18 protein-coding genes and 5 tRNA genes are annotated in these 23,963 nt (G+C 46.8%); 16 read left to right on the top strand and 7 right to left on the bottom strand.

The features are described from left to right. Position 1: 1 nt before the first annotated feature. Positions 2–2,017: a DNA helicase Rep gene (gene rep, locus V1U08_RS12770; RefSeq protein WP_014230449.1), complete on the top strand. Its 2,016-nt coding sequence runs from the start codon at positions 2–4 to the stop codon at positions 2,015–2,017. Positions 2,018–2,100: 83 nt separating this feature from the next. On the opposite strand, the gene V1U08_RS12765 is transcribed toward rep, so the two are convergent. Continuing rightward, positions 2,101–2,514, bottom strand: a complete 414-nt coding sequence (locus V1U08_RS12765) for a c-type cytochrome (protein WP_014230450.1) — start codon at positions 2,512–2,514, stop codon at positions 2,101–2,103. A 336-nt stretch (positions 2,515–2,850) separates the two neighbouring features. On the opposite strand from V1U08_RS12765, the gene V1U08_RS12760 reads away from it, so the two are divergent. The 5 genes from V1U08_RS12760 (at position 2,851) to V1U08_RS12740 (ending at position 3,411) form a co-directional block, all read left to right on the top strand. After that, positions 2,851–2,927 (top strand) — tRNA-Arg (locus tag V1U08_RS12760). A gap of 33 nt (positions 2,928–2,960) precedes the next feature. Continuing rightward, a tRNA-His gene (locus V1U08_RS12755) sits at positions 2,961–3,036 on the top strand. Between the two features lie 72 nt (positions 3,037–3,108). Further along, positions 3,109–3,185: transfer RNA gene (locus V1U08_RS12750), tRNA-Pro, on the top strand. Positions 3,186–3,234: 49 nt separating this feature from the next. Further along, a tRNA-His gene (locus V1U08_RS12745) sits at positions 3,235–3,310 on the top strand. Between the two features lie 24 nt (positions 3,311–3,334). Further along, positions 3,335–3,411: transfer RNA gene (locus tag V1U08_RS12740), tRNA-Pro, on the top strand. 270 nt (positions 3,412–3,681) lie between these two features. Here the strand turns inward: V1U08_RS12740 and V1U08_RS12735 are convergent. Beyond that, positions 3,682–4,407 (bottom strand): HAD family hydrolase, encoded by a 726-nt coding sequence (locus tag V1U08_RS12735; protein ID WP_014230451.1) that lies wholly within the window; start codon positions 4,405–4,407, stop codon positions 3,682–3,684. Between the two features lie 684 nt (positions 4,408–5,091). Here V1U08_RS12735 and V1U08_RS12730 point away from each other — a divergent pair. The 6 genes from V1U08_RS12730 to V1U08_RS12705 all read left to right on the top strand — a co-directional run bounded on the left by V1U08_RS12730 (position 5,092) and on the right by V1U08_RS12705 (position 12,915). Beyond that, the gene (locus tag V1U08_RS12730) at positions 5,092–6,807 is read left to right on the top strand and encodes an ABC transporter ATP-binding protein (protein ID WP_020336243.1); all 1,716 of its coding nucleotides are present in this window, start codon (positions 5,092–5,094) and stop codon (positions 6,805–6,807) included. 88 nt (positions 6,808–6,895) lie between these two features. After that, complete coding sequence (locus V1U08_RS12725; protein WP_014230454.1) at positions 6,896–8,449, top strand: ABC transporter substrate-binding protein; 1,554 nt, start codon at positions 6,896–6,898, stop codon at positions 8,447–8,449. A gap of 176 nt (positions 8,450–8,625) precedes the next feature. Next, positions 8,626–9,603, top strand: a complete 978-nt coding sequence (locus V1U08_RS12720; RefSeq protein ID WP_014230455.1) for an ABC transporter permease — start codon at positions 8,626–8,628, stop codon at positions 9,601–9,603. A gap of 2 nt (positions 9,604–9,605) precedes the next feature. Next, a complete protein-coding gene (locus V1U08_RS12715; protein ID WP_014230456.1) occupies positions 9,606–10,550 on the top strand; it encodes an ABC transporter permease in 945 nt (314 codons plus the stop codon). 156 nt (positions 10,551–10,706) lie between these two features. Further along, positions 10,707–11,681: an SPOR domain-containing protein gene (locus tag V1U08_RS12710; protein ID WP_330470727.1), complete on the top strand. Its 975-nt coding sequence runs from the start codon at positions 10,707–10,709 to the stop codon at positions 11,679–11,681. A gap of 226 nt (positions 11,682–11,907) precedes the next feature. Further along, positions 11,908–12,915 (top strand): LacI family DNA-binding transcriptional regulator, encoded by a 1,008-nt coding sequence (locus V1U08_RS12705; protein ID WP_065297607.1) that lies wholly within the window; start codon positions 11,908–11,910, stop codon positions 12,913–12,915. A 62-nt stretch (positions 12,916–12,977) separates the two neighbouring features. Here V1U08_RS12705 and edd read toward each other — a convergent pair whose 3' ends face one another. Then, complete coding sequence (gene edd / locus V1U08_RS12700; RefSeq protein WP_330470726.1) at positions 12,978–14,774, bottom strand: phosphogluconate dehydratase; 1,797 nt, start codon at positions 14,772–14,774, stop codon at positions 12,978–12,980. Next, positions 14,771–15,298, bottom strand: a complete 528-nt coding sequence (locus V1U08_RS12695) for a gluconokinase (RefSeq protein WP_014230460.1) — start codon at positions 15,296–15,298, stop codon at positions 14,771–14,773. The genes edd and V1U08_RS12695 overlap by 4 nt, the downstream gene beginning before the upstream one ends. A 153-nt stretch (positions 15,299–15,451) precedes the next feature. Between V1U08_RS12695 and V1U08_RS12690 the strand changes: the two genes are divergently transcribed. The 3 genes from V1U08_RS12690 to hutX all read left to right on the top strand — a co-directional run bounded on the left by V1U08_RS12690 (position 15,452) and on the right by hutX (position 18,325). Beyond that, positions 15,452–16,828 carry a GntP family permease gene (locus V1U08_RS12690; protein WP_014230461.1) on the top strand — a complete coding sequence of 459 codons (1,377 nt, stop codon included), beginning with the start codon at positions 15,452–15,454 and terminating at the stop codon, positions 16,826–16,828. 9 nt (positions 16,829–16,837) lie between these two features. Then, complete coding sequence (locus tag V1U08_RS12685) at positions 16,838–17,452, top strand: bifunctional 4-hydroxy-2-oxoglutarate aldolase/2-dehydro-3-deoxy-phosphogluconate aldolase (RefSeq protein WP_020336248.1); 615 nt, start codon at positions 16,838–16,840, stop codon at positions 17,450–17,452. Positions 17,453–17,800: 348 nt separating this feature from the next. Further along, complete coding sequence (gene hutX / locus V1U08_RS12680) at positions 17,801–18,325, top strand: heme utilization cystosolic carrier protein HutX (RefSeq protein WP_330470725.1); 525 nt, start codon at positions 17,801–17,803, stop codon at positions 18,323–18,325. A 191-nt stretch (positions 18,326–18,516) separates the two neighbouring features. Here hutX and gorA read toward each other — a convergent pair whose 3' ends face one another. Together gorA and V1U08_RS12670 are read right to left on the bottom strand one after the other, a co-directional pair. Beyond that, positions 18,517–19,872, bottom strand: a complete 1,356-nt coding sequence (gorA, locus tag V1U08_RS12675) for a glutathione-disulfide reductase (protein WP_020336250.1) — start codon at positions 19,870–19,872, stop codon at positions 18,517–18,519. 262 nt (positions 19,873–20,134) lie between these two features. Further along, a complete protein-coding gene (locus V1U08_RS12670; RefSeq protein ID WP_330470724.1) occupies positions 20,135–20,974 on the bottom strand; it encodes a 23S rRNA (adenine(2030)-N(6))-methyltransferase RlmJ in 840 nt (279 codons plus the stop codon). Between the two features lie 387 nt (positions 20,975–21,361). Between V1U08_RS12670 and prlC the strand changes: the two genes are divergently transcribed. Continuing rightward, positions 21,362–23,404, top strand: coding sequence for an oligopeptidase A (gene prlC / locus V1U08_RS12665; protein ID WP_014230466.1), 2,043 nt, complete (start codon positions 21,362–21,364; stop codon positions 23,402–23,404). A 75-nt stretch (positions 23,405–23,479) separates the two neighbouring features. Here prlC and asnC read toward each other — a convergent pair whose 3' ends face one another. Next, positions 23,480–23,944, bottom strand: coding sequence for a transcriptional regulator AsnC (gene asnC, locus V1U08_RS12660; RefSeq protein WP_024372756.1), 465 nt, complete (start codon positions 23,942–23,944; stop codon positions 23,480–23,482). Positions 23,945–23,963 lie beyond the last annotated feature (19 nt).

The following is a 23,963-nucleotide window of genomic DNA, read 5'->3' as shown; positions in this document are numbered from 1 at the left end:
TATGAAGCTGAACCCTAGTCAAGATGAAGCCGTAAAGTACGTATCTGGTCCGTGTTTGGTGCTGGCAGGTGCTGGCTCGGGTAAAACTCGTGTTATCACCAATAAAATTGCTTATTTGGTTCAGCAATGTGGCTACAAAGCGCGAAATATTGCAGCGGTAACCTTTACCAATAAAGCCGCACGAGAAATGAAAGAGCGGGTGGGTCAGACATTAGGTAAAGCGGAATCTAAAGGTTTGATGGTGTCGACCTTCCACACCTTGGGCTTGAACATCATTAAGCGCGAGTACAAGCAGCTTGGTTTAAAAGCAGGCTTCTCATTGTTTGATGACCAAGACCAACTCGCGTTATTAAAAGAGCTAACGGAAAAGCAGCTCGACGGTGATAAAGATCTGCTGCGTCAGCTGATGAGTTCGATCTCTAACTGGAAGAACGACATGTTAACGCCAGAGCAGGTGAAAGCTCAGGCGAAAGGTGAGCAACAACAGTTGTTTGCCTTCTGCTTCGACATGTACCAGAAGCAGATGAAAGCGTACAACGCACTCGATTTTGATGATTTGATTCTGATGCCAGTACTGTTGTTACGTACTAATGAAGACGTACGTCAGCGTTGGCAGAGCCGCATCCGCTACCTACTGGTGGACGAATATCAAGATACCAATACCAGCCAATACGAGCTGGTAAAACACATTGTCGGTGAGCGGGGCCGCCTAACCGTAGTAGGGGATGACGATCAGTCTATCTACTCATGGCGTGGTGCGAAGCCTCAGAACCTGGTGCTATTGGGTGAAGACTACCCGAACTTGCGCCTGATTAAACTAGAGCAAAACTATCGCTCTACCAGTCGTATTCTTCGTGCTGCCAATATTCTCATTGCTAACAACCCGCACGTGTATGAGAAGACGCTATTCTCTGAGATCCCTGACGGTGAAAAACTCAAAGTACTGCTAGCAAAAAATGAAGAGCATGAAGCGGAGCGTGTTACGGGAGAGCTGATCGCACACAAGTTCCTCAATCGCACCGAATACCGAGACTACTCGATTTTGTATCGTGGTAACCATCAATCACGCTTAATAGAAAAGTCGCTGATGCAAAACCGCGTACCATACAAAATTTCGGGTGGTACCTCTTTCTTTGCTCGTTCAGAGATCAAAGACATCATGGCGTATCTTCGAGTTCTGGTGAACCCGGACGATGACAATGCCTTTCTGCGCATCGTAAACACGCCCCGACGTGAAATTGGACCGGTTACACTAGAAAAACTGGGCAGTTACGCCAATATGCGTGGCAAAAGCCTGTTTGAAGCCAGCTTTGAAATGGGGCTCGAACAGCATTTAACAGGGCGTGGTCTGGAGAATTTACGCCGCTTCACTCAGTGGTTAGTCGCTATTGCTGATCAGGCGGAAAGAGGCGATACCGTGGCTGCGGTCCGTTCACTGGTTCGTGACATCAATTACGAAGACTGGTTATACGAAACCTCCGCGAGCCCGAAAGCGGCTGAGATGCGCATGAAGAACGTGTCAGATCTCTATTCCTGGATTGTGGCTGATTTAGAAGGCGATAATTACGATCAGGAAGAGAAGACATTAAAAGAGGTGGTTCAGCGTTTAACCTTGCGTGACATGATGGAGCGCGGGGAAGAGGACGAAGACAGCGATGCGGTACAATTGATGACACTGCATGCGTCAAAGGGTCTGGAATTCCCGTACGTTTATCTGATTGGTTCAGAAGAAGGCATTTTGCCACATCAAACCAGCATTGATGAAGACAACGTAGAAGAAGAACGTCGCCTGATGTACGTGGGGATTACTCGTGCCCAAAGAGAGCTGACTTTTACGATGTGTAAAGAGCGCCGTCAGTATGGTGAGTTAATCAAGCCGACACAAAGTCGCTTTCTTGATGAATTGCCTTTCGATGATGTGGAATGGGAAGTCAACAAAAAGCCCGTTTCGCAAGAGGAGAGAATGGCAAAAGGCCAGGCTCACATTGCCAACTTACGCTCGATGTTTAAGAAGTAGCATCATCCAAATCATCAAACAGCAAATAAAAAGGCTTGCCAAGTGGCAAGCCTTTCTCTTTTAAAGCTTTGATTCAAGACGAATTACAGACCTGCAATCATATGATCGATAGCGGCTGTGATCTCGTCGTCAGAACAGTCCATACACGTACCTTTAGCTGGCATCGCGTTGAAGCCTTCAAGTGCATGTTTGATCAGTACATCTTTACCTTGAGCGATACGAGGCGCCCATTCGTCAGCATTGCCAATCTTTGGAGCACCGTTTACACCAGATGCGTGACAAGCAATACAAAAAGTACCGTAAACTGTTGCGCCATCACGAGGACCGGTTGGTTCTGCTTTTACAGGCTCAGAGCCTGCTAGATAAACATCGCCGACAGGTTTGATGCGTTCTGCGATCGCATCGTATTCACTTTGGCTGATGTCAGAAGCTAAAGCTGCCGTAGAAAACGTTAAGGCAGCGAACAAAACGCTAATCATTTGTCGAGACATATCCATTAAACCCACTTCACATTCCCGAGGTAAGTGACTTACCTATTTATATAGTTAGAGTATTGATACCGATTAAAGAAGCCCGATAAAACCACTTCAATGGCATAGAATGATTAGACAACTTGGTTGCAGCTGTTAAATCAATGTAAATAATGAGTGATTATATCCCGATAGCTTGTTGCATTAAACAACAAGTTATCGATGACAGGGCGTGAATCACATCAAAAATTCTCTTTAAAGGCATATAACTGTCGAAAAAGAGACCAAACGATAAAAAAAGTAAAAAAAGTACTAGACGGCATAGTGTGATATCCGTATTATTCCACTCCGCCGATAGGGCATGCGCCCGTAGCTCAGTTGGATAGAGCGTTGGCCTCCGGAGCCAAAGGTCGAAGGTTCGAATCCTTTCGGGCGTACCATTACCCCGGAGGAAAAGTCGGTAAAACTCAGTGGTGGCTATAGCTCAGTTGGTAGAGCCCCGGATTGTGATTCCGGTTGTCGCGAGTTCAAGTCTCGTTAGCCACCCCATTCTTTCTTTTTTAGGAAGAACAAGGTAGCATTGCTTCCTGTCTTGATTTAGAGTCGAGATAAAACATAAGTCGGTGAATAGCGCAGCTTGGTAGCGCATCTGGTTTGGGACCAGAGGGTCGGGGGTTCGAATCCCTCTTCACCGACCACTATTAAAGTTTATGGCTTAAAGTAAGCGGTAAACATGACAATTTGATGGTGGCTATAGCTCAGTCGGTAGAGCCCCGGATTGTGATTCCGGTTGTCGCGAGTTCAAGTCTCGTTAGCCACCCCATTCTTTCTCTAAAGAATACATGCTCGGTGAATAGCGCAGCTTGGTAGCGCATCTGGTTTGGGACCAGAGGGTCGGGGGTTCGAATCCCTCTTCACCGACCACTATTAGAAAGCCTCGATAGAAATATCGGGGCTTTTTTACGTCTGAAGATCGTGAATAAAGCAGCTTGGTAGCGCATCTCATTCTTTGAAATATAGCGGACCAAAGGGGCCTGATGTTCAAACTCTGCCTCTTCACCGACCATCATTCAAAAAGTCTTAACTGTCAGGTCAAAGAGCTTTTGACCACCAGTAACCCAAAAGCTTTCTCAGCCGATAAAACAAACCCCAGCGCAGTGGCTGGGGTTTTGTGTTTTTACCATTCAATCCATTCTACTGAGCGAGCGTTTTGAGGATTTCTTTTAGCTCTACGGTGTCTTTTACTTCGTAGTCTGGCTCAATATCCGTCTGATTATCGGTACCTTTTGGATTCACCCAAACGCTGAGAATATCCATATCGTTAGCGCCCGCAATATCTGCTGCTAAAGAGTCACCGATATGAAGCGCTTCTTCTGGTTTAACGTCTGCTAGCTTAAGAGCCTTATGGAATATGCTTGCCGCAGGTTTTTCTTCCGGTTCTTCACCACCAACAATAATGTGATCGACCCATTCACTCATCTCTGTTGCCGCCAGTTTTGGATGTTGAGAGAAGATCGGACCGTTAGTAATGACAACGAGAGTGTAGTGTTGACGCAGTTCAACCAGCATTTCCTTTACTCCTGGTAGAAAGGAGAATGCATTCATGCGTGCAGAATCAAAAAAACTTTGCGCCTGTTGAGCTTGCTCTGCGCTTATTTCGATACCTTGTTCCGCAAGGATGGTTTTTATCAGGCCACAACGGAATGCATTTTCATCCGGTAGCAAGGCTACAAGCTGAGGGAACTCTGCATTGAGCTTTTTATACACGCCTTGTAAGTAGCGTTGTAAGAAGGCATTAGAATCCGCGAGCTGTGGATAGGTTTCTTTCATCCAATTTGCAAATTCTTGCCCTGCCACTTTATCGGCTTGAGATGTGCCACATAAAGTCTCGTCCATATCAAAAAAAATCGCTTTAAGCACAGGGGCTCCTATCATTTACAACTTTGCTACTGGGGCTTCTATTTAATCTATTATCTCATGCTCGATAGTATCGTAAAGCCTTAAAACCAAAGTATGGCAGAGCCGGCTGCTATCAATCGATTCAAACCGAGTGGACGATTTCAGTGCCATTCATTGTACGTTTGGCCACCAAATTCGAATAACTGACCTAAAATAGAATATTAATCTTTTTTGCAGGACCGCTCACGTTTTACTTCAGCCTATTGTTATTGATACTTGGTTTTTTATTTCTCTCTACTATTTTTAGATGAAATTTTATGCCTAAGAGATCGATTTCATGCCAGATATTGTTTGCTAAATGTTAACAATGACCTGTGAATAATGTGGCTATTTGTAATGTTGGGTTTCTGCCTAAATTTAGAGCATTTTTCTGCTTTTATTGGTGCATATCGCACAAAAATAGGTTGATATGAAAATGGTTAAATACTTGTTAATGCATTTTTATTCGCCAAATATGCGTTTAATTAACATTTTCATGGCGGAATATACTTTAATTGTTGCTTTTTTGTGTGATTTTTGCCAAATTGTGTCCGCATTAAAATTTCAGAGCATTATTCTGAATTTGAACGGATTCATTCAGGTGATGAATAGCGCCCTAGGTGGGCGAGATTCAATACCACACAGACAAGGTAGTAGAGGTCTGAAATGTCACTATTAGAAGTGAAAAACCTTCGTATTGAGTATCCATCCCGACACGGTGTTCACGCAGCCGTGAAATCTCTTTCGTTCCAAATTGAACGTGGTGAGATTGTGGGTGTTGTCGGCGAATCAGGTGCGGGTAAATCCACCGTTGGTAACGCTGTTATTGATTTGCTTAGTCCTCCGGGTCGCGTTGCCAGTGGCGATGTATTTCTGGATGGAGAAAAGATTTCCGGTTTATCTCCGGAAGCGATGCGTAAGGTTCGTGGTTCGAAGATAGGCTTTATTTTCCAAGACCCAATGACCTCTCTTAACCCTTTGTTTACGGTTGAGCAGCAGCTTAAAGAAACCATTCATGCCAACATGAAAGTGTCGGATGAAGAGGCTTATCAACGTGCGCTTTCTCTGATGCAGCAAGTGGGCATCCCTCAACCGGAAAACCGTCTCAAACAATATCCTCACCAATTCTCAGGTGGTATGCGTCAGCGTGTGGTTATTGCCATCGCGCTAGCAGGTGAACCTGATCTGATCATTGCCGATGAGCCAACGACGGCATTGGATGTTTCAATCCAAGACCAAATCCTGAGCCTGATTCGTGAGTTGTGCATCAAAAACAACGTAGGTTGTATGTTGGTGACGCACGATATGGGTGTGGTTTCGAACGTCACTGACCGTGTGGCAGTTATGTATCGTGGTGACCTGGTTGAATTTGGTCCGACTGCAAAAGTTCTGGGCAACCCTGATCATCCATATACTCGCAGCTTGATCTCAGCGGTTCCTCGCTCAGACAGAAAGCTCGATCGCTTCCCACTGGTAAGTTACATCGAAGAAGCGACAGAAATGAAGTCGCTAGACATTAAGAATCACTGGTTAGGACAAAGTCAGGATCAACGCGAGTACACTGGTCCGTTGTTGGACGTGAAAAACGTAAACCTAAGATTCGTAACCAAAGACTCTCTGTTTGAAAGCCGTCGTGAGTACGTACAAGCGTCGAATAATGTCAGCTTTGAAGTCCATGAAGGTGAAACTTTTGGTCTGGTGGGTGAATCTGGCTCTGGTAAGTCGACAATCGCACGTGTGATCGCAGGCTTGTATGAACCAAACTCTGGTCAGGTAAAATTTGAAGGTCTGGACCTGACTGCAATGAAGTCAGAAAAAGAGCGTCGCCCAGTTCGTCGTCAAATGCAGATGGTGTTCCAGAACCCATATACGTCGATGAACCCTCGTATGAAGGTGGCGGATATCATTGCCGAGCCTATTCGTTTCCATAAGCTAACTAAAAACGAGTCAGAAACACGCCAAATCGTGAATGACTTGCTTGATCACGTTGGTTTGGGTCGTATGGCTGGTCTTAAATATCCACACGAATTCTCAGGTGGTCAGCGTCAGCGTATTTCTATTGCGCGTGCACTGGCAACGAGGCCCCGTCTTTTGATCTGTGACGAACCAACATCAGCGTTGGATGTTTCGGTACAGGCACAGATCCTTAACTTGCTGAAAGATCTGCAAAGTGAGCTGAACTTGACTATGTTGTTTATCAGTCACGACTTACCGGTAATTCGTCAGATGTGTGACCGAGTCGGTGTAATGCAGATGGGTACGCTACTTGAAGTGGCACCAACTGAGCAGTTGTTTACCGATCCTCAGCATGAATACAGTAAGAAACTGATCTCTCTGATGCCAGAATTTACTGGGCTAAGAGAAGAGATTAAATCGGCATAAACCAAGTTTTTTGCTTGGCTGATCTTGAAATAAAAACAGACGCAAACACAACAAGGGACTTTGATCCCAGCATGAAGGAGTTATGCAAATGAAAACCATGAAAAGCAAATTAGCAGTGGCGCTAATCGCTGCGGGACTAAGTTTTAACTCGTTGGCAGCAGACATTAAAGTTGGCTACGCTGCTGACCCGGTATCGCTTGACCCGCACGAGCAGCTATCTGGTGGTACACTGCAAATGTCACACATGGTATTTGACCCACTAGTTCGTTTCACTCAGGAAATGGATTTTGAACCTCGCCTAGCAGAAAGCTGGGAGCGTATTAACGATACGACAGTGCGCTTCAAACTACGTGAAGGTGTGAAATTCCACTCTGGTAACACAATGACTGCAGATGACGTTGTATGGACATTCGAACGTCTGCAAAACTCTCCAGACTTTAAAGCTATCTTCGACCCATACGAAAAAATCGTTAAAGTTGATGACAATACGGTTGATCTTGTGACTAAAGGTCCATACCCACTTGTTCTACAAACTGCAACGTACATCTTCCCAATGGACAGCAAGTTCTACACTGGTAAGACTGAAGACGGCAAAGACAAATCTGAGCTAGTGAAGCACGGTAACTCATTTGCATCAACTCACGTTTCTGGTACTGGTCCATTCATCGTGACATCACGTGAGCAGGGCGTAAAAGTAGAATTTGAACGCTTCAAAGACTACTGGGACAAAGAGTCAAAAGGTAACGTTGATAAGCTAACGCTAGTACCGATCAAAGAAGATGCGACTCGTGTTGCAGCGCTACTTTCTGGCGGCGTAGATATGATTCACCCAGTTGCGCCAAACGATCACCAACGTGTGAAAGATGCTGAAGGTATCGATCTGGTAACTCTGCCGGGTACTCGTATCATCACGCTACAAATGAACCAAAACAGCAACGAAGCGTTGAAAGACGTTCGCGTTCGTCAGGCGATTGTACATGCCATCAACAACGAAGGCATCGTGAAGAAAATCATGAAAGGCTTCGCAACGGCAGCTGGTCAGCAAAGCCCAGCAGGTTACGTTGGTCATAACGACAAGCTAGTTCCTCGCTACGATCTGAAGAAAGCAAAAGAGCTGATGAAAGAAGCGGGCTACGAAGACGGCTTGACGCTAACCATGATTGCGCCAAACAACCGTTACGTGAACGATGCAAAAGTTGCACAAGCAGCGGCGGCTATGCTGTCTAAGATCGGTATCAAGGTTGATCTGAAGACAATGCCTAAAGCGCAATACTGGCCTGAGTTTGATTTATGTTCTGCTGACATGCTGATGATCGGTTGGCACTCAGATACTGAAGATTCTGCAAACTTCAACGAATTCCTAACCATGACTCGTAACGAAGAGACAGGCCGTGGTCAGTACAACTGTGGTCACTACTCAAACCCAGAAATGGACAAAGTAGTAGAAGCAGCTAACGTTGAAACAGACCCAGCGAAACGTGCAGAAATGCTACAAGGTGTAGAAGCAACGCTATACAACGATGCAGCATTCGTACCGCTACACTGGCAAAGTGAAGCGTGGGGCGCGAAGTCTAACGTGAAAGCAGCAGACATCGTGAACCCAATGGTTATGCCTTACTTTGGCGACCTAGTGGTTGAATAATCACATTGAGTAGTGCTTAGGAGGGAATTCGTTCCCTCCTGAATGAGCCCCATAACAAGTGAATTATTGTGGGGCTCAATACCAGGCTCAGTTTTATTTCAGTCGGACTGAGCCCGTTTTAAAGACTGAATTTTCTCTCTAAATTTAGAGATCTATGGATAGTTAAGGGGCAAGGAATGTTTTCGTTTCTGGTCAAGCGCCTGTTTCAGGCACTGATAGTGATGTTTGTGATCAGTTTGGTGGCGTTTGCCATTCAGGACAACCTGGGTGACCCGCTGCGTGAGCTTGTAGGTCAATCGGTTTCGGAGTCGGAGCGTCAAGCGCTGCGTGATGAACTGGGCCTGAACGATCCCTTTATCACAAAGTACACTCGCTTTGTTGGTAATGCACTGCAAGGTGATTTAGGTACTTCATACTTTTTCAAGCGCCCAGCGGTTGATGTCATTCTTGACAAGCTGGTGGCGACGCTAGAGCTCGTGTTTGGCGCGACGCTCATTATTATTGCTTTCTCAATACCACTTGGGGTGTACTCCGCGATTCACCCAAAAAGTATCTTTACCAAATTTGTTATGGCGATGAGTAGTGTCGGCATTTCGATTCCGGTTTTCCTGACCGCAATCATGCTGATGTACGTCTTCTCCATTGAGCTCGGCTGGCTGCCTTCCTACGGGCGGGGTGAAACATCGAACCTTCTTGGTTGGGAATCTGGCTTCTTTACCATTGATGGTATCAAGCACCTGATCCTGCCATGTATTGCGCTGGCTTCTATCATGTTGCCGCTGTTCATTCGTCTGGTTCGTTCAGAAATGCTGGAAGTATTGAGCTCTGAGTACATCAAGTTCGCAAAAGCGAAAGGTTTGAACTTACAAAAAATCTATTACCAACATGCACTGAAAAATACCATGCTGCCAGTACTGACAGTGGGTGGTGTGCAAATTGGTACTATGGTGGCATACACCATCCTAACCGAAACTGTATTCCAATGGCCGGGTACGGGTTTCCTTTTCCTAGAGGCGATTAACCGTGTAGATACACCGCTAATCACTGCCTACGTTATCTTTGTTGGTTTGATCTTCGTGGTAACCAATACCATCGTTGACTTGCTGTACGGCATCATCAACCCAACTGTGAACCTAACTGGAAAAGGAGCTTAATCATGAGCCAATCAAATGCAGCGGCAGCTCCTTCTGCATGGGAGCGCTTTAAAAACTCGGACTTTTTGTATTACTTTAAGCGCGACAAAGTTGCGATGGCGAGTTTTACGGTATTCATGGTCTTTTTGGTGCTAGCACTTGCTGCGCCTATTCTGGCACCAACAGATCCGTATGACCTGACGTCTATCGACATTATGGACTCGGAACTTCCTCCTTCATGGATGGAAGACGGCGATGAGCGCTTTGTTTTGGGTACCGATGAGCAAGGTCGTGACATTTTATCGACGATTCTTTACGGTTCTCGCTTATCTTTGACCATCGGTTTTCTGGCAGTGGGTCTGCAGCTGATTCTTGGGATCATCATTGGTCTGTCAGCAGGCTACTTCGGCGGCCGTATTGACAGCTTCCTAATGCGTTTTGCCGATGTTCAGCTTTCGTTCTCAACCATGATGGTGGCTATCATCGTTTCGGCGATTTTCAAAGCCAGCTTTGGTAGTGACTTCTATAGCCAATATGCGGTAGTCATGCTGGTGGTGATCATCGGTGTGGCAGAATGGCCGCAGTACGCACGTACTATTCGTGCATCGGTTCTGGCAGAGAAGAAAAAAGAGTACGTAGAAGCAGCACGTGTCATGGGCTTTAAAGCACCACGTATTATGTTCCGTCATATTCTGCCTAACTGTTTGTCACCAATCTTGGTTATCTCGACAGTTCAGGTCGCAAACGCGATCATGTCGGAAGCGGCGCTGTCATTCCTTGGCTTAGGTCTGCCAGTGGATCAGCCGTCTTTGGGTGCGCTGATCAGTATCGGCTTTAACTACATCTTCTCAGGCGCTTGGTGGATTACTGCTTTCCCTGGCATTGTGTTGGTGACATTGGTACTGGTCATCAACCTATTGGGTGACTGGTTACGTGATGTATTTAACCCGAAACTGTATAAAGGTTAAGAATCTAAACATTAAGTGTTGTTAAATCGCTTAATTCCTTCCTAAACTAAGAGCCGGATGAATTTCCGGCTCTTTTTTTGCTAGTTATTCCTTGTTCACCGATTTTTGGCGGTCTTTCGCCATAATGACCTTACCCACTAGTTTAGAATGAAGCGTATGGAATTGAAGAAGGCACAACACTCATCTCGACATATCCAATTAAGCCTCAGCCTAGGTTTAGTCTTGGGTTGCGCTCAGTTTTCTCCAGCCGTGTTGGCTGAAGAATTTCTTTGTCAGGCGACGCAGGCCAGCGCCAAAGAGTTACCAAGGCTTGAGCAAACTTGTCCTATTGGAACCGGAGTATGGGGAAAGAAAGTGCCGCAGGATGGCAGTGACTTTTACTGGATTCAATGTGGTTTGCTGCCAAAGCCGATGTCACTGGCCAAATCCAAGCCCCTCTATAACCAAATCACCACTGATGTTTGGATGAAATCTGAACCTAACGGCTATCGCTGTCTGATTGGTCCGTATACAGATCCCGCGAAAGCCGCAGCTGATTTGCGTGGGGTGAAAACCTTACCGAGTTACCGAGAAGCGTTTATTCGTGTGGTTGGCAAAGGTGGGTCCTCAGCTTCGAAACAACCCAAAGCAGTGAAGAAGGCAATGGTTGGGACAACACCAACGGCTCCGAATGTGCGACCTAACACCGATGCGTTTAAACCTTCAACTACGGCTTCTCAACCAAAGCCTGTCACAGCTAAACACGTTGACGCGAAACCCGTCGCAAAAGCTCAGCAAGAAAAGAGAATCTCCAATCAAGATGGCATTGTTGTTCGCTTAAAAACAGCACTTCAGGGCAAAACTTATGTCGTGCCATATCTGATAGAGAATAATAACCAGTTCTACATGGAATATGGCAAACCATGGAACCGACTCAACTATAAAAGCGCAACACGGATTTGCCAGCAATTGGGAATGTCGTTGGCAGGCTCGGACGAGTTCAAGACCTTGAGATCTTCCGGAGTGATGGAAAAGAATAACTGGCCGCTACAACTCCCGTATTGGGGTAAAGGCAAGAAAGGTTTGTTTACCGATCGCGAACCCAATCAATTAACCGGTACTTCGTTGCTGAATGTGATGTGTGTGAAGTGATTTCGAGTACTAAAGAAAAAGCCCCGGTCATTCGGGGCTTATTTGTATGAAAGAATTCTGCTTTGTTGCGTGATGTTTAGTTTACTGAAGCTTCTCGATCTGCGTTGAAAGAGCTCCTAAGCGCATGATTTTGTGAACGGTATGAGGAACTCTCTTAGTTTACTTGCCGCTATGCAATGTATTCGTCATAATGTTACTAGTAACATTGCTGATAATTCACATATTTATGACTCAAAAGAATAAGAAAACACGTGCGACATTACAGGATGTTGCTGACCAGGTTGGCGTAACAAAGATGACGGTTTCGCGTTACATGCGTAATCCGGAATCCGTTGCTGAAAAGACGCGGGTTAAAATCGCCGCTGCGATAGAAAAGCTGGGTTATATTGAAAACCGCGCTCCGGCGATGTTGTCCAAATCCTCCAGTAAAGCGATCGGTATATTACTTCCTTCGCTATCTAACCAAATTTTTGCTTCTTTTGTTCAGGGCATTGAGATGGTCACCAAAGCGAATGGCTATGAGACGCTTTTGGCCCACTTTAGTTATGATGTAGAAGAAGAAGAGCGCAAGATCGCCTCATTACTCTCTTATCAAGTTGATGGGTTGATCTTAACGGAAAGCAACCATACTCCACGTACATTGCAGATGATCAAAAATGCCGGTGTACCGGTGGTAGAGACCATGGAATTGCCGGAACAACCCATTGATATGGCGGTAGGCTTGGACCACGAAGATGCATCGTATAGCGCAGTAAAACGTATGTTGGATTCTGGCAAGCGTACCATTGTTTACTTTGGTGCCCGTTTGGATACGCGAACTAAGCTACGTATGCAAGGCTATGGCCGTGCGATGTCGGAAGCAGGCTTAGAAGCGAAACATGTATTAACCGGTGAACACTCCAGCTTCTCTCTTGCGCATGAGTTACTTGAGCGTGCATTGGAGACTTACCCTGATCTGGACGGTGTGTTCTGTACCAACGATGATATCGCGATTGGTACCATCCTCAGCGCCCAGCAGCGCGGGATTAACGTCCCTGAGCAACTGGCAGTGGTTGGCTACAACGCATTAGACATCGGCCAGACGATCAGTCCGAAATTAACCAGTGTGGATACGCCACGTTTTGAGATTGGCAAGAAGAGTGCAGAGCTGCTGATAGCGCGATTAAAAGGCGAAGAGCAGCCAGAGCTAGTGGTCGATATGGGCTATGACATTACTGCGGGTGAGAGTGTGTAATACTTTGTTGAATAATGCAGACAAGCGGAGTGATCAGTACTCCGCTTGTCTATTTTTACGCCCTAAACAATAAAGCTCGCGCCCTGATCGGCACTGGAAACGTTGTGGCGGATCACTTCGAAAAATCCACGTCCCCATGTTTTCTGGGTTGACTCAGTATCAAGCTGAATGACTTCACGTCTACTGGTGTCGGTTAAGTTGTTCAGCTCACCCGTTTGGCAATCCACGCGAATAACATCACCATCACGGACTAAACCTATTGCACCACCGCGAATCGCTTCAGGTGATACATGGATCGCGGATGGAATTTTGCCGGATGCGCCTGACAAACGGCCATCGGTTACCAACGCAACTTTAAAGCCCATTTTTTGCACATTACCTAATATTGGCATCAACTTATGCAGCTCTGGCATGCCGTTCGCAGCTGGACCGTTGTGCGTCACAACGACAATGCAGTCTTTATTGAGTTCACCTCGTTTGTATGCCGCTTCTACTTCATGCTGACACTGGAAAACCACAGCAGGTGCTTCGATAATGCGCTGTTCTTCTTTTACTGCCGAGACTTTCACGACAGCTTTACCTAAATTGCCATCTAAAACACGTGTACCACCAGTGTTTTGGAATACTGCTTCCGGGGCAGCGATGACATCGCCATCTAGGCTTCGTTGACAGGCTGTCCATACTAATTGACCATCGTTCAAAGATGGAATCGTCATCTGATCAGAGAACTCACCAAAAACTGGTTTTACATCGCGGTGCAGTAGCTCGGATTCATTCAGTCGATGCAACAAGGCTGGGACGCCGCCAGCGGCCTGGAATGCATTCATATCCGCCGGACCATTCGGATAAACACGCGCCAGCAGAGGCACCACTTCGGACAAGTCACTGATGTCTTGCCAGGTGAGCAAGATGCCTGCTGCGCGAGCGACGGCGACCATATGAATGGTGTGGTTAGTACTGCCGCCAGATGCCAGCAGCGCAATGATACCGTTGATTAGGCTCTTTTCTGTCACGACCTCAGCCAGAGGACGGAAATTGCTGGATCCTGCAGTCATGGACGCTATCTTCAGTGCCGCATGGTCTGTTAGCGCTTTACGTAGTTCACTATGCGGGTGGATAAACGCAGAGCCCGGTAGCATTAGACCCATGGCTTCAAAGACCAGTTGGTTGGTATTTGCGGTGCCGTAGAAAGTGCAGGTGCCAGGAGAGTGATAAGCACGGCACTCCATGTCCAGCAGCGCTTCTTTGCCTACTTCGCCTGCCGCGTATTTTTGGCGTACATCGACTTTTTCTTCGTTGCTGATGCCGGTTGCCATTAAACCAGCAGGTACAAAGGCCGTTGGCAGGTGAGCGTAAGAGAGAGCGCCCATTAGTTGTCCTGGTGCGATTTTGTCGCAGATACCAAGCAGCAGGGTAGCGTCAAAAACATTATGACTCAGAGATAACGCCGTCGATTGAGCAATCAAGTCACGAGAAAATAGCGACATATCCATGCCAGGCTGACCTTGAGTCACGCCGTCGCACATGGCGGGTACGCAGCCTGCTACTTGAGCGGTGTGCCCATATTGCGCCAGTACTTGTTTAATTTGCGTCGGGTATTCTTGGTAAGGCTGGTGGGCACTCAACATGTCATTGTAGGCACTGATGAGCGCGATATTAGACTGTGTAAAGTTGAGAATATTTTCTTTCTCGGAAGAACATGACGCAGCCACCGCATGCGCTAGGTTCCCACAGGATAAACCGGTACGACCTTTACCCGCTTCCGACTGAATACGAGTATGTGCTAAAAATTCGGCGCGAGCTTCACGGCTTCGTTCGATAAGACGTTCGGTTACATTGAGAATAACGGAGTGGGTCATGATGCCTCCTCAACCGGTTGCTGTTTTAAGAGTTCTGCTGCAGAGCGCTCCACAACACCACTGATGTCACCTTCAATGCTTACCACTAGGGTTTGCGGTTCATTATCTGGGCGCTCAAGGGTTTCAAACTGGCTTTTCACCATGTTTTCTTTCATGAAGTGGCCTTGACGAAGACGCATGCGATTAAGGATCAATTCCATGTCGCCATCCAAAAACAGGAAAGTCACGTTGTTGTTGCCTTCTCGGATTTGATCGCGGTAGATCTTTTTCAGAGCCGAACAGACGATCACGCCGTGTTCGTTTTTACTTTCCAGGCTGTATGCGGCATCACGGATACGTTCTAGCCATGGCTTGCGATCGTCATCGTTCAGAGGCTGGCCTGATGCCATTTTCTGGATGTTCGCTCGTGGGTGAAGATCATCACCATCAATGAATTTTCGTCCCAGCTTTTTCGCTAGTTGCTCGCCGATTGTACTTTTTCCACTCGCACAAACGCCCATAACGATGACACTACTACCAGCCATAACTTATCCTCATAACTAAAGTTGCGCGTGATCTCAATTTTTGAATTCACTTGAAAATATGGGTTTATCTTATTCATGTTATCGGTAACATGTTACCGGTAACTTAAATAAATGTGAACCAAAACACAAACTATAATTCTTAAAGGTGAACCTATGGAGCAGCTAGCCCAAGCCCCAGATCCTACATACTTACTAACGATTGCAGGCCTTGCTATTGCAGCGTTACTTGTTCTAATCATTAAATTAAAAGTCCATGCTTTTGCGTCCCTGACTATGGTGAGTTTGGGGACGGCAATCGCCACGGGCGTATCGACTGACAAAGTCGTACCCACCATGATGAGTGGCTTCGGAGGCACGTTAGCTTCGGTTGCTTTGCTGGTTGGTCTTGGTGCGATGATCGGTAAAATTTTAGAAGTGACTGGTGGTGCGAAAGTACTGGCAGACACTTTGATTGGCCGCTTTGGTGAAAAGCGTGCACCACTTGCACTCGGCGTGGCGTCGTTGATGTTTGGCTTCCCAATCTTTTTCGATGCGGGTTTAGTTGTGATGATGCCAATCATCCTGAGCGTCGCGGCTCGATTCGGTGGCTCACCACTTAAATACGCTTTACCAGCCGCAGGTGCGTTTGCCGTTATGCATGCGTTTGTTCCTCCGCACCCAGGTCCGGTTGCCGCAGCAGACTTTCTTGGTGCCAACATTGGCCTGCTGTTAGTGGTCGGTATTTTAGTCGCGATTCCGACTTGGTATCTTGGTGCTTACTTATTTGGCCTTTATGCTGGTAAGAAGTTTGAGATTCCACTTTCCACAGCATTCTTTGACCGTGATGCGTTCGCAGATGAAAGCAAAGCGCCAAAATTTGCGACGGTAATGACGCTGCTTATCCTGCCAGTTTTGCTCATCTGTTTAGACACGGTTCTTAACACGCTTGCGGTTGCTGGAGTTATTGATGGCGATTCATCACTGGTTTCGTTCCTGCGTATGCTGGGTAAAACCCCGGTAGCGCTACTGATCACGCTGACGGTTTGTCTTGTTGTATTTGCTAAAGACTACGGTATGGCGAAGCTAGAAAAACTGTGTGGTGAGTCACTGGCACCGATTTGTGGTGTTATTCTGGTGACAGGCGCAGGCGGCATGTTCGGCGGTGTATTGCGTTCAAGTGGGATTGGTGATGCACTTGCTGGTGTATTAACCAATACAGGTATGCCTGTTATTGTTGCGGCATTTGTTATCTCAACCTGTCTGCGCGTTGCTCAAGGCTCTGCAACCGTGGCACTGACGACAACTGCCGCTCTTATTTCGCCTGTTGTGGCTGCGTCCACTGGTTTAAGCGAGCTTGATCTATGCTTTATCGTGATTGCAATTGCTGGTGGTGCAACAGTGCTTTCACACTTCAACGACTCTGGTTTCTGGTTGGTTTCTCGCTTGCTGGAGATGGATGAAAAAACCACATTAAAAACTTGGACGGTAATGGAAACGTTACTTGGCGGTATCGCGTTTATTATCGTCGCAACATTAAGCTTTATTCTTTAGAGGTTACCCATGACAACTCTTGAACAACGATTAAAAGAAATCAAAATCGTCCCAGTTATCGCTATTAACGATGTCGCTCACGCACTGCCACTGGCGAAAGTGTTAGTAGAAAACGGCCTGCCATGTGCCGAAGTGACTTTCCGTACCGAAGCGGCGGCAGAATCAATTCGTATTATGCGCGAAGCGTATCCAGACCTGCTAATTGGTGCAGGCACAGTACTGACGACCGAGCAGGTTGATCTTGCTATTGATGCGGGTGCGGACTTTATCGTTAGCCCGGGCTTTAACCCAACGACAGTGAAATACTGTCAGCAGCGTAATATCGCGATTGTACCGGGTGTGAACAACCCAAGCTTGGTTGAGCAAGCGATGGAAATGGGCCTGCGTACTCTGAAGTTTTTCCCGGCAGAACCATCGGGTGGCGTGAACATGCTAAAAGCACTGACTGCGGTTTACCCGGTAAACTTCATGCCAACGGGTGGTGTTAGCCCTGCTAACGTAGAAGATTACCTTGCACTTAAGTCGGTTATCGCATGTGGCGGTACTTGGATGGTACCAACGAAACTGATGGATGATGGCGACTGGGAAGGCTTGGCTGAATTGGTTCGCGCGGTTAATTCATAAGCGAGCTTCGTTCTATCACTCTTTACTGTGTATCGGTAATGCGAAAGGGCCTTGAGTGGCCCTTTTTATCAAACCTCTCCTCGACAAGATCTTTCTCTCAAAAACTCTTTTTCTCCGCCATTGCCGGCTGTCATTACGTTAACTGTATCCGCAAAGATACCACTCCCTTTCACCAATTAATCAACCTCTTCATTGCTCTAAAATTGAAATATAATGATACTGAATGTTATTTGTGTTTATATTTTTGGTGGTTATCATTCTGAGTGGTTTTGTATTGAAATTTTATCAATTGAGCATTCATTACTCCTTTGAGTGTTATTGAATATAGAGAAGTAATTAGGAATAAACATGTACACCACTTGTTCTGAAGCAGAAGTAAAACAAAAAGTTGCCGCCGCATTGTTAGAAGATGCAACAATCCCAGTATCAAGTATGTCTGAGCACTTGGGCTTGAATGAGGGAGCGATTACGTTTGCCCTACCTGAAGAGATGGTCACACGCGTTGCTGGAGAACATGCCCAAGTCATTTTAGAACAGTTACCGGAATGGGGGAGCGTTACTACGATTGTTCACTCCTTCGGTTCAATATTTGAAACCAAAGCTAATTTCCCTAAAGGTAAACAAGCACACGGTTACTATAACTTGATGGGCAGAGAAGGCGAACTGCATGGTCATTTACGTTTGGATCTAATGGAACATATCGCATTAGTTAGTAAATCACTCCGTGGCTTGGAAAGTCACTATATTGGTTTTTTTGATGCGGAAGGTAATTGTGTTTTTAAAGTGTACTTAGGAAGAGATAACAAGCGTCAACTTTTCCCGAATCAGGTAGAAGCGTTTACGCAGCTAAAAAAGGAGTTTGCTGCCTTATAACAGCAAGTTATCTATTGAATAGTGATAAGTTGACGAATTTGTCGTCAACGACTGGAAGAGTGTCACATTTACAAACGGACAAATTAATAATTAAGCTGAGCCTCTTTTATGCGCTAACGTTCTAAACAATTATCCCCGAGCAAGCTCGGGGATAATTATGTTAGGCATAGATGTTGTAAAAGGCTTTTACACTATCTCATGGTCACGAACTCTTCCGAGCCCGTTGGGTGGATTGCTACAACAGAGTCGAAGTCTGCTTTAGTTGCTCCCATCTTCATTGCTACGCCAAAGCCCTGAATCATTTCGTCTACCGTGAAACCGATGCCGTGCAGGCCGACTACCGTTTCTTCTTCACCAGCACATACTAGCTTCATCTTACATGGCTGGCGGTGTTTCGTTACGGCGGTGTACATTGCTGTGAAGCCTGATGTGTACACTTTCACGTTGTCTTCGCCGTACTTCGCGATCGCTTCTGGTTCAGTCAGACCGATGGTGCCGATTGGAGGGTGGCTGAATACGACAGTCGGAACGAGGTCGTAATCCATTTTTGCGTTTGGCTTGTTGTTGAACAGGCGCTCAGAAAGCTGACGACCTGCTTTCACTGCTACTGGTGTTAGCTCGATACCACCTTCCATGATGTCACCTACACAGTAGATGCCTTTCACGTTGGTTTCTTGGTATTCGTCTACCTTGATGTAGCCTTTGTCGTTGGTTGCAACGCCAGTTGATGCCAGGTTGATAGCGTCTGTTGTTGGGTGACGGCCGATTGCCCAGATTAGCTGGTCAACGTTTTGGCTTTCACCATTTTCCAGGTGCAGAGTCAGGGTGCCATCTGCTTCTTTAATGATTTCTTTTGGTACAGAATGGGTGTGCAGTTTTGGACCTTCTGCGTCCATCACTTCAACCAACGTTTCGATGATCATTGGATCGAAGCTACGCAGTGGCGATTCTTTACGTACGAACAGGTGCGTTTCTGTACCTAGTGCGTGTAGTACGCCCGCGATTTCAACTGCGATGTAGCCTGCACCAACAACCGCTACGCGTTTTGGTTGCTCAGCCAGGTCGAAGAAGCCGTTTGAATCGATGCCGTATTCTGCGCCCGGGATGTTTGGAATAGTTGGACGGCCACCAACAGCGATCAGGATATGATCGGCCGTGTAGTGTTCACCGTTTACTTCAACGGTTTTTTCGTCAACAAACTTAGCGAATCCTTTGATTACATTTACTTTGTTGTTGCCTAGAACACGGTCGTAAGATTGGTGAATACGACCAATGTACGCCTGACGACTTTCTACCAGCTTGCTCCAGTCGAAACCTTTCACGTCGACATCAAACCCATAATCTTCCGCGTACAGGTTCATTGCTTCTGCGATTTGCGCGCCATGCCACATCACTTTCTTTGGTACACAACCTACGTTTACACAGGTGCCACCAAGGTCTTGTGCTTCAATTAGCGCTACTTTCGCGCCGTACATGGCTGCACGGTTTGCAGATGCGATGCCGCCACTGCCGCCACCGATACAGATATAGTCAAAATGAGTCGCCATTACTTTCTCCAAGAGCGTATGAATTTCTGGTTAACAAATACATTGGGGTGATGAGATGTTAACTCAATATCGCCGCAACATTTTGTTAAGAAGTCTGCCTATGATAAATCGAATCTGACCAATACCTAAATGGGAAAAAGTGACAATGCTTATGACAAATAGCGATGAGAGGCACAAAAATGAGGATTGATGGATTGCGAGGAGCAAAAGAAAAGCGCAACGAGGTCGTCGTTGCGCTTCGAGCTTTCATACGCAAAGCGTCTTATTCTGGTACGACCCAGTCGACTTTCCAGTGTCCAGTCGCAGGTGCAATCGCTTCTTGAAGGAACGGCAGAATCTCTTTCATCTGGCTTTCCAGCTTCCATGGCGGGTTAATCACAATCATGCCTGATGCGGTCATGCCGCGCTCATTGGTGTCAGGAGAGACGCCAAGTTCAATTTGCAGAATCTTACGAACCCCTAGCGCTTCCAATCCTTCGATCATGTCATCAATGTCGATGCGGTTAACCACCGGATACCAGATAGCGTAGATGCCCGTTGCCCAGCGCTTGTGACTCTGGTGAATAGCGCGTACTACATCACGATACTCTTTTGCTAGCTCGTATGGTGGGTCAATCAGCACCAAGCCACGACGTTCTTGCGGCGGTAGGCTCGCTTTTAGGCGCTGAAAGCCATCCTCTTTGTAGATGCTCACCTGACGATCGCGATGGAACTCTTGCTCCAATAGCGGATGGTCGGCAGGGTGAAGTTCCGTCAGTACCATGCGGTCTTGTGGGCGGATTTGGGCACGTGCCACTCGAGGTGAACCTGGGTAGTAACGCAGGTTCTCACCTTTGTTCAGTGCTTTGATAGAGTCGATGTAGCTTTTGATGTCTTCCGGAAGGTTCGGGTTATCCCAAATGCGAGCGATGCCTTGTTTGTATTCACCCGTTTTTTCAGACCACTCGTGAGTCAGATCGTAACGGCCCACACCCGAGTGGGTATCGTGATAAACGAATGGCTTATCTTTTTGTTTCAGCGCATCAAGAATGAGGCTTTGAACGATGTGTTTGACCACGTCAGCATGGTTGCCTGCGTGGAAGCTGTGGCGGTAACTTAACAAATTAAACTCTCGAAACACTCTGTAACTGAGTGTGGTCTGTGATGTCAGATAAAATAATTAAGCGCATTATATACCCAACTAAAGCCAATATGCAGACTATGCTTTCGGCTTTGCATAACTAATGAACTCATCACTATTGAAATATCTTTAAGTCACCCATACTTAGTAAACATATTGAACCTAAGTGAATGCCAGTACTCCAATAGAGTTAGCCTCATTTAGGCATAACGAAACTCAAGGACAGAGTTGCTCTCGCTGATCACATTGGTCATCGCTGCATAGAGAAAGGGAACGGATATCCCTCCATCCATGTTGTTGGCATTCCTGTACCTTGAGTGAACCTATTTTATAGGTAGTCACACAGCCAAAACACAAAAGGAATTATTCATGTCTAACCCACTTCTGACGTTTACGGACCTGCCTCCGTTTTCGCAAATTAAACCAGAACACATTAAACCTGCGGTGGAGCAGGCGATAGCGGATTGCCGCGCCAAAGTTGAAGCGGTGTTAAAAGAAAGCACGCATCCAACTTGGGAAAGCATCATTGCACCGATGGAAGAAACGGATGACCGTTTAAGCCGTATCTGGTCACCTGTCGGCCACATGAATTCAGTGGTAAACAGCGAAGCACTGCGTGAAGCGTACGAAAGTTGTCTGCCAATCTTGTCGGAATACGGTACGTGGGTGGGTCAACACAAAGGTCTGTACGAAGCGTACAAATCAATCAAAGCCAGCGACGAATTTGCCACGCTGACTCGTGCCCAGCAAAAAACTATTACTGATGCACTGCGTGATTTTGAGTTGTCAGGTATCGGCCTGCCATCTGACGAACAGCACCGCTACGGTGAAATCAGCAAGCGTATGTCGGAGTTGAGCTCAAAATTCTCTAACAACGTGTTAGATGCGACAATGGGCTGGACCAAACATATTACTGATGAAAAAGAATTAGCAGGTATGCCGGAGTCTGCGCTGGCAGCAGCCAAAGCAGCGGCGGAAGCGAAAGAGCTGGAAGGCTACCTGATCACACTGGATATCCCATCTTACCTGCCAGTGATGACTTACTGTGACAATCAGGAACTGCGCAGAGAAGTGTACGAAGCGTACGTGACTCGCGCGTCGGATCGTGGCCCAAATGCAGGCCAGTGGGATAACACTGAAATCATTATCGAACAGCTGAAACTGCGCCATGAAATTGCGCGCATGTTGGGTTTCAACACCTTTAGTGAGAAGTCGCTGGCAACCAAAATGGCAGAAACGCCAGAGCAGGTGCTAGGCTTCCTGAACGATTTGGCCACTCGCGCTAAGCCTCAAGGTGAGCGTGAGGTGGAAGAACTGCGTCAATTCACGAAGAGCGAGTTTGGCGTTGAAGAACTAAACGTGTGGGATATCGCATACTACAGCGAGAAGCAAAAACAGCACCTGTTCCAAATCTCAGATGAAGAGCTGCGTCCTTACTTCCCAGAATCTAAGGTCGTAAGTGGTCTGTTTGAAGTCCTAAACCGTGTGTTTGGTATGAAAGTCGAAGAGCGCGAAGGTGTGGATACCTGGCACGAGTCGGTTCGATTCTTCGATATCTTTGATGCACAAGGCACACTGCGCGGCAGCTTCTACCTGGACCTTTACGCGCGTGAACACAAACGTGGCGGCGCTTGGATGGATGATTGCCGTGGTCGTCGCATTACGCTGTCTGGCGAACTGCAAACGCCGGTCGCTTACCTGACTTGTAACTTCAACCGCCCAGTTGGCGATAAGCCTGCACTGTTCACTCACAATGAAGTGGTGACGTTATTCCACGAGTTCGGCCATGGTATTCACCACATGCTGACGCAAGTGGACACTGGTGCGGTATCGGGCATCAACGGTGTGCCTTGGGATGCGGTTGAGTTGCCTAGCCAGTTCCTGGAAAACTGGTGTTGGGAAGAAGAGGCACTGGCGTTTATTTCTGGTCATTACGAAACGGGTGAGCCTTTACCAAAAGCAATGCTGGACAAGATGCTGGCAGCGAAGAACTTCCAGTCGGCGATGGGTATCCTACGCCAGCTTGAGTTCGGTTTGTTCGACTTCACTCTTCACACGGAATACGACCCAGAAGTGGGCGCGCGTGTGTTAGAAACTCTAGCGGAAGTGAAGCAGAAAGTGGCGGTTGTTCCTGCGGTAGAGTGGGCGCGTTTCTCGCACAGTTTCGCGCATATTTTTGCTGGTGGTTACAGTGCAGGCTACTACAGCTACTTGTGGGCAGAAGTGTTGTCTTCAGATGCTTTCTCACGCTTTGAAGAAGAAGGAATCTTCAACAAAGACACAGGCCAAAGCTTCCTGAATAACATCCTTGAGATGGGCGGCAGTGAAGAGCCGATGGAGCTGTTCAAACGCTTCCGTGGTCGTGAACCACAAATTGATGCGCTTCTGCGCCATTCAGGCATTGCTGCATAAACGCAAAAACTAACAAAAAGGCCAACCATCCGGTTGGCCTTTTTGTGCGAAATACTTTTTGGATATTAGAGTTAATTAAGGGTTTACGTTGCGGTTGATAGGGTTTTGTAACGAGATTAACGTCTCGGTGGACTGAACTTCATCAATCGCCTGCAACTTATCGATCAAGACAAATTGCAGCTCTTCAATCGACTTACACATCAGTTTAACGAAAATATTGTACGCCCCTGTGGTGTAGTAAGCTTCAACCACCTCATCGAGCGCGTTGAGCTTCTCTAGTGCGGAGTGATAGTCACGAGCCGCATTAAGGTTGATACCGATAAAACAACACACATCGTAGCCAAGCTTCTTGGTATTAACGATGACCTCGGTTCCCTCGATGATCTCCGCCGACTTCATTTTCTCAATCCGCACGTGAATCGTGGCGGGGCTGACATCGAACTGCTTGGCCATTTCCGCATAAGGCGTTCTGGCATCGGCCATCAGGGTTTTTAAAATTGCGCGATCGAGGTCATCGAGTTTCGGCATGCTCGTATTCATACGATTCGTTCCATGGTTT

Origin of the sequence: Vibrio sp. YYF0003 (genome assembly GCF_036350715.1) — a bacterium.
In the GTDB taxonomy this organism is placed as follows: Bacteria; Pseudomonadota; Gammaproteobacteria; order Enterobacterales; family Vibrionaceae; genus Vibrio; species Vibrio natriegens.
The sequence above is the reverse complement of the archived record's forward strand: the minus strand, read 5'-3'. Positions and strand labels throughout refer to the sequence as shown.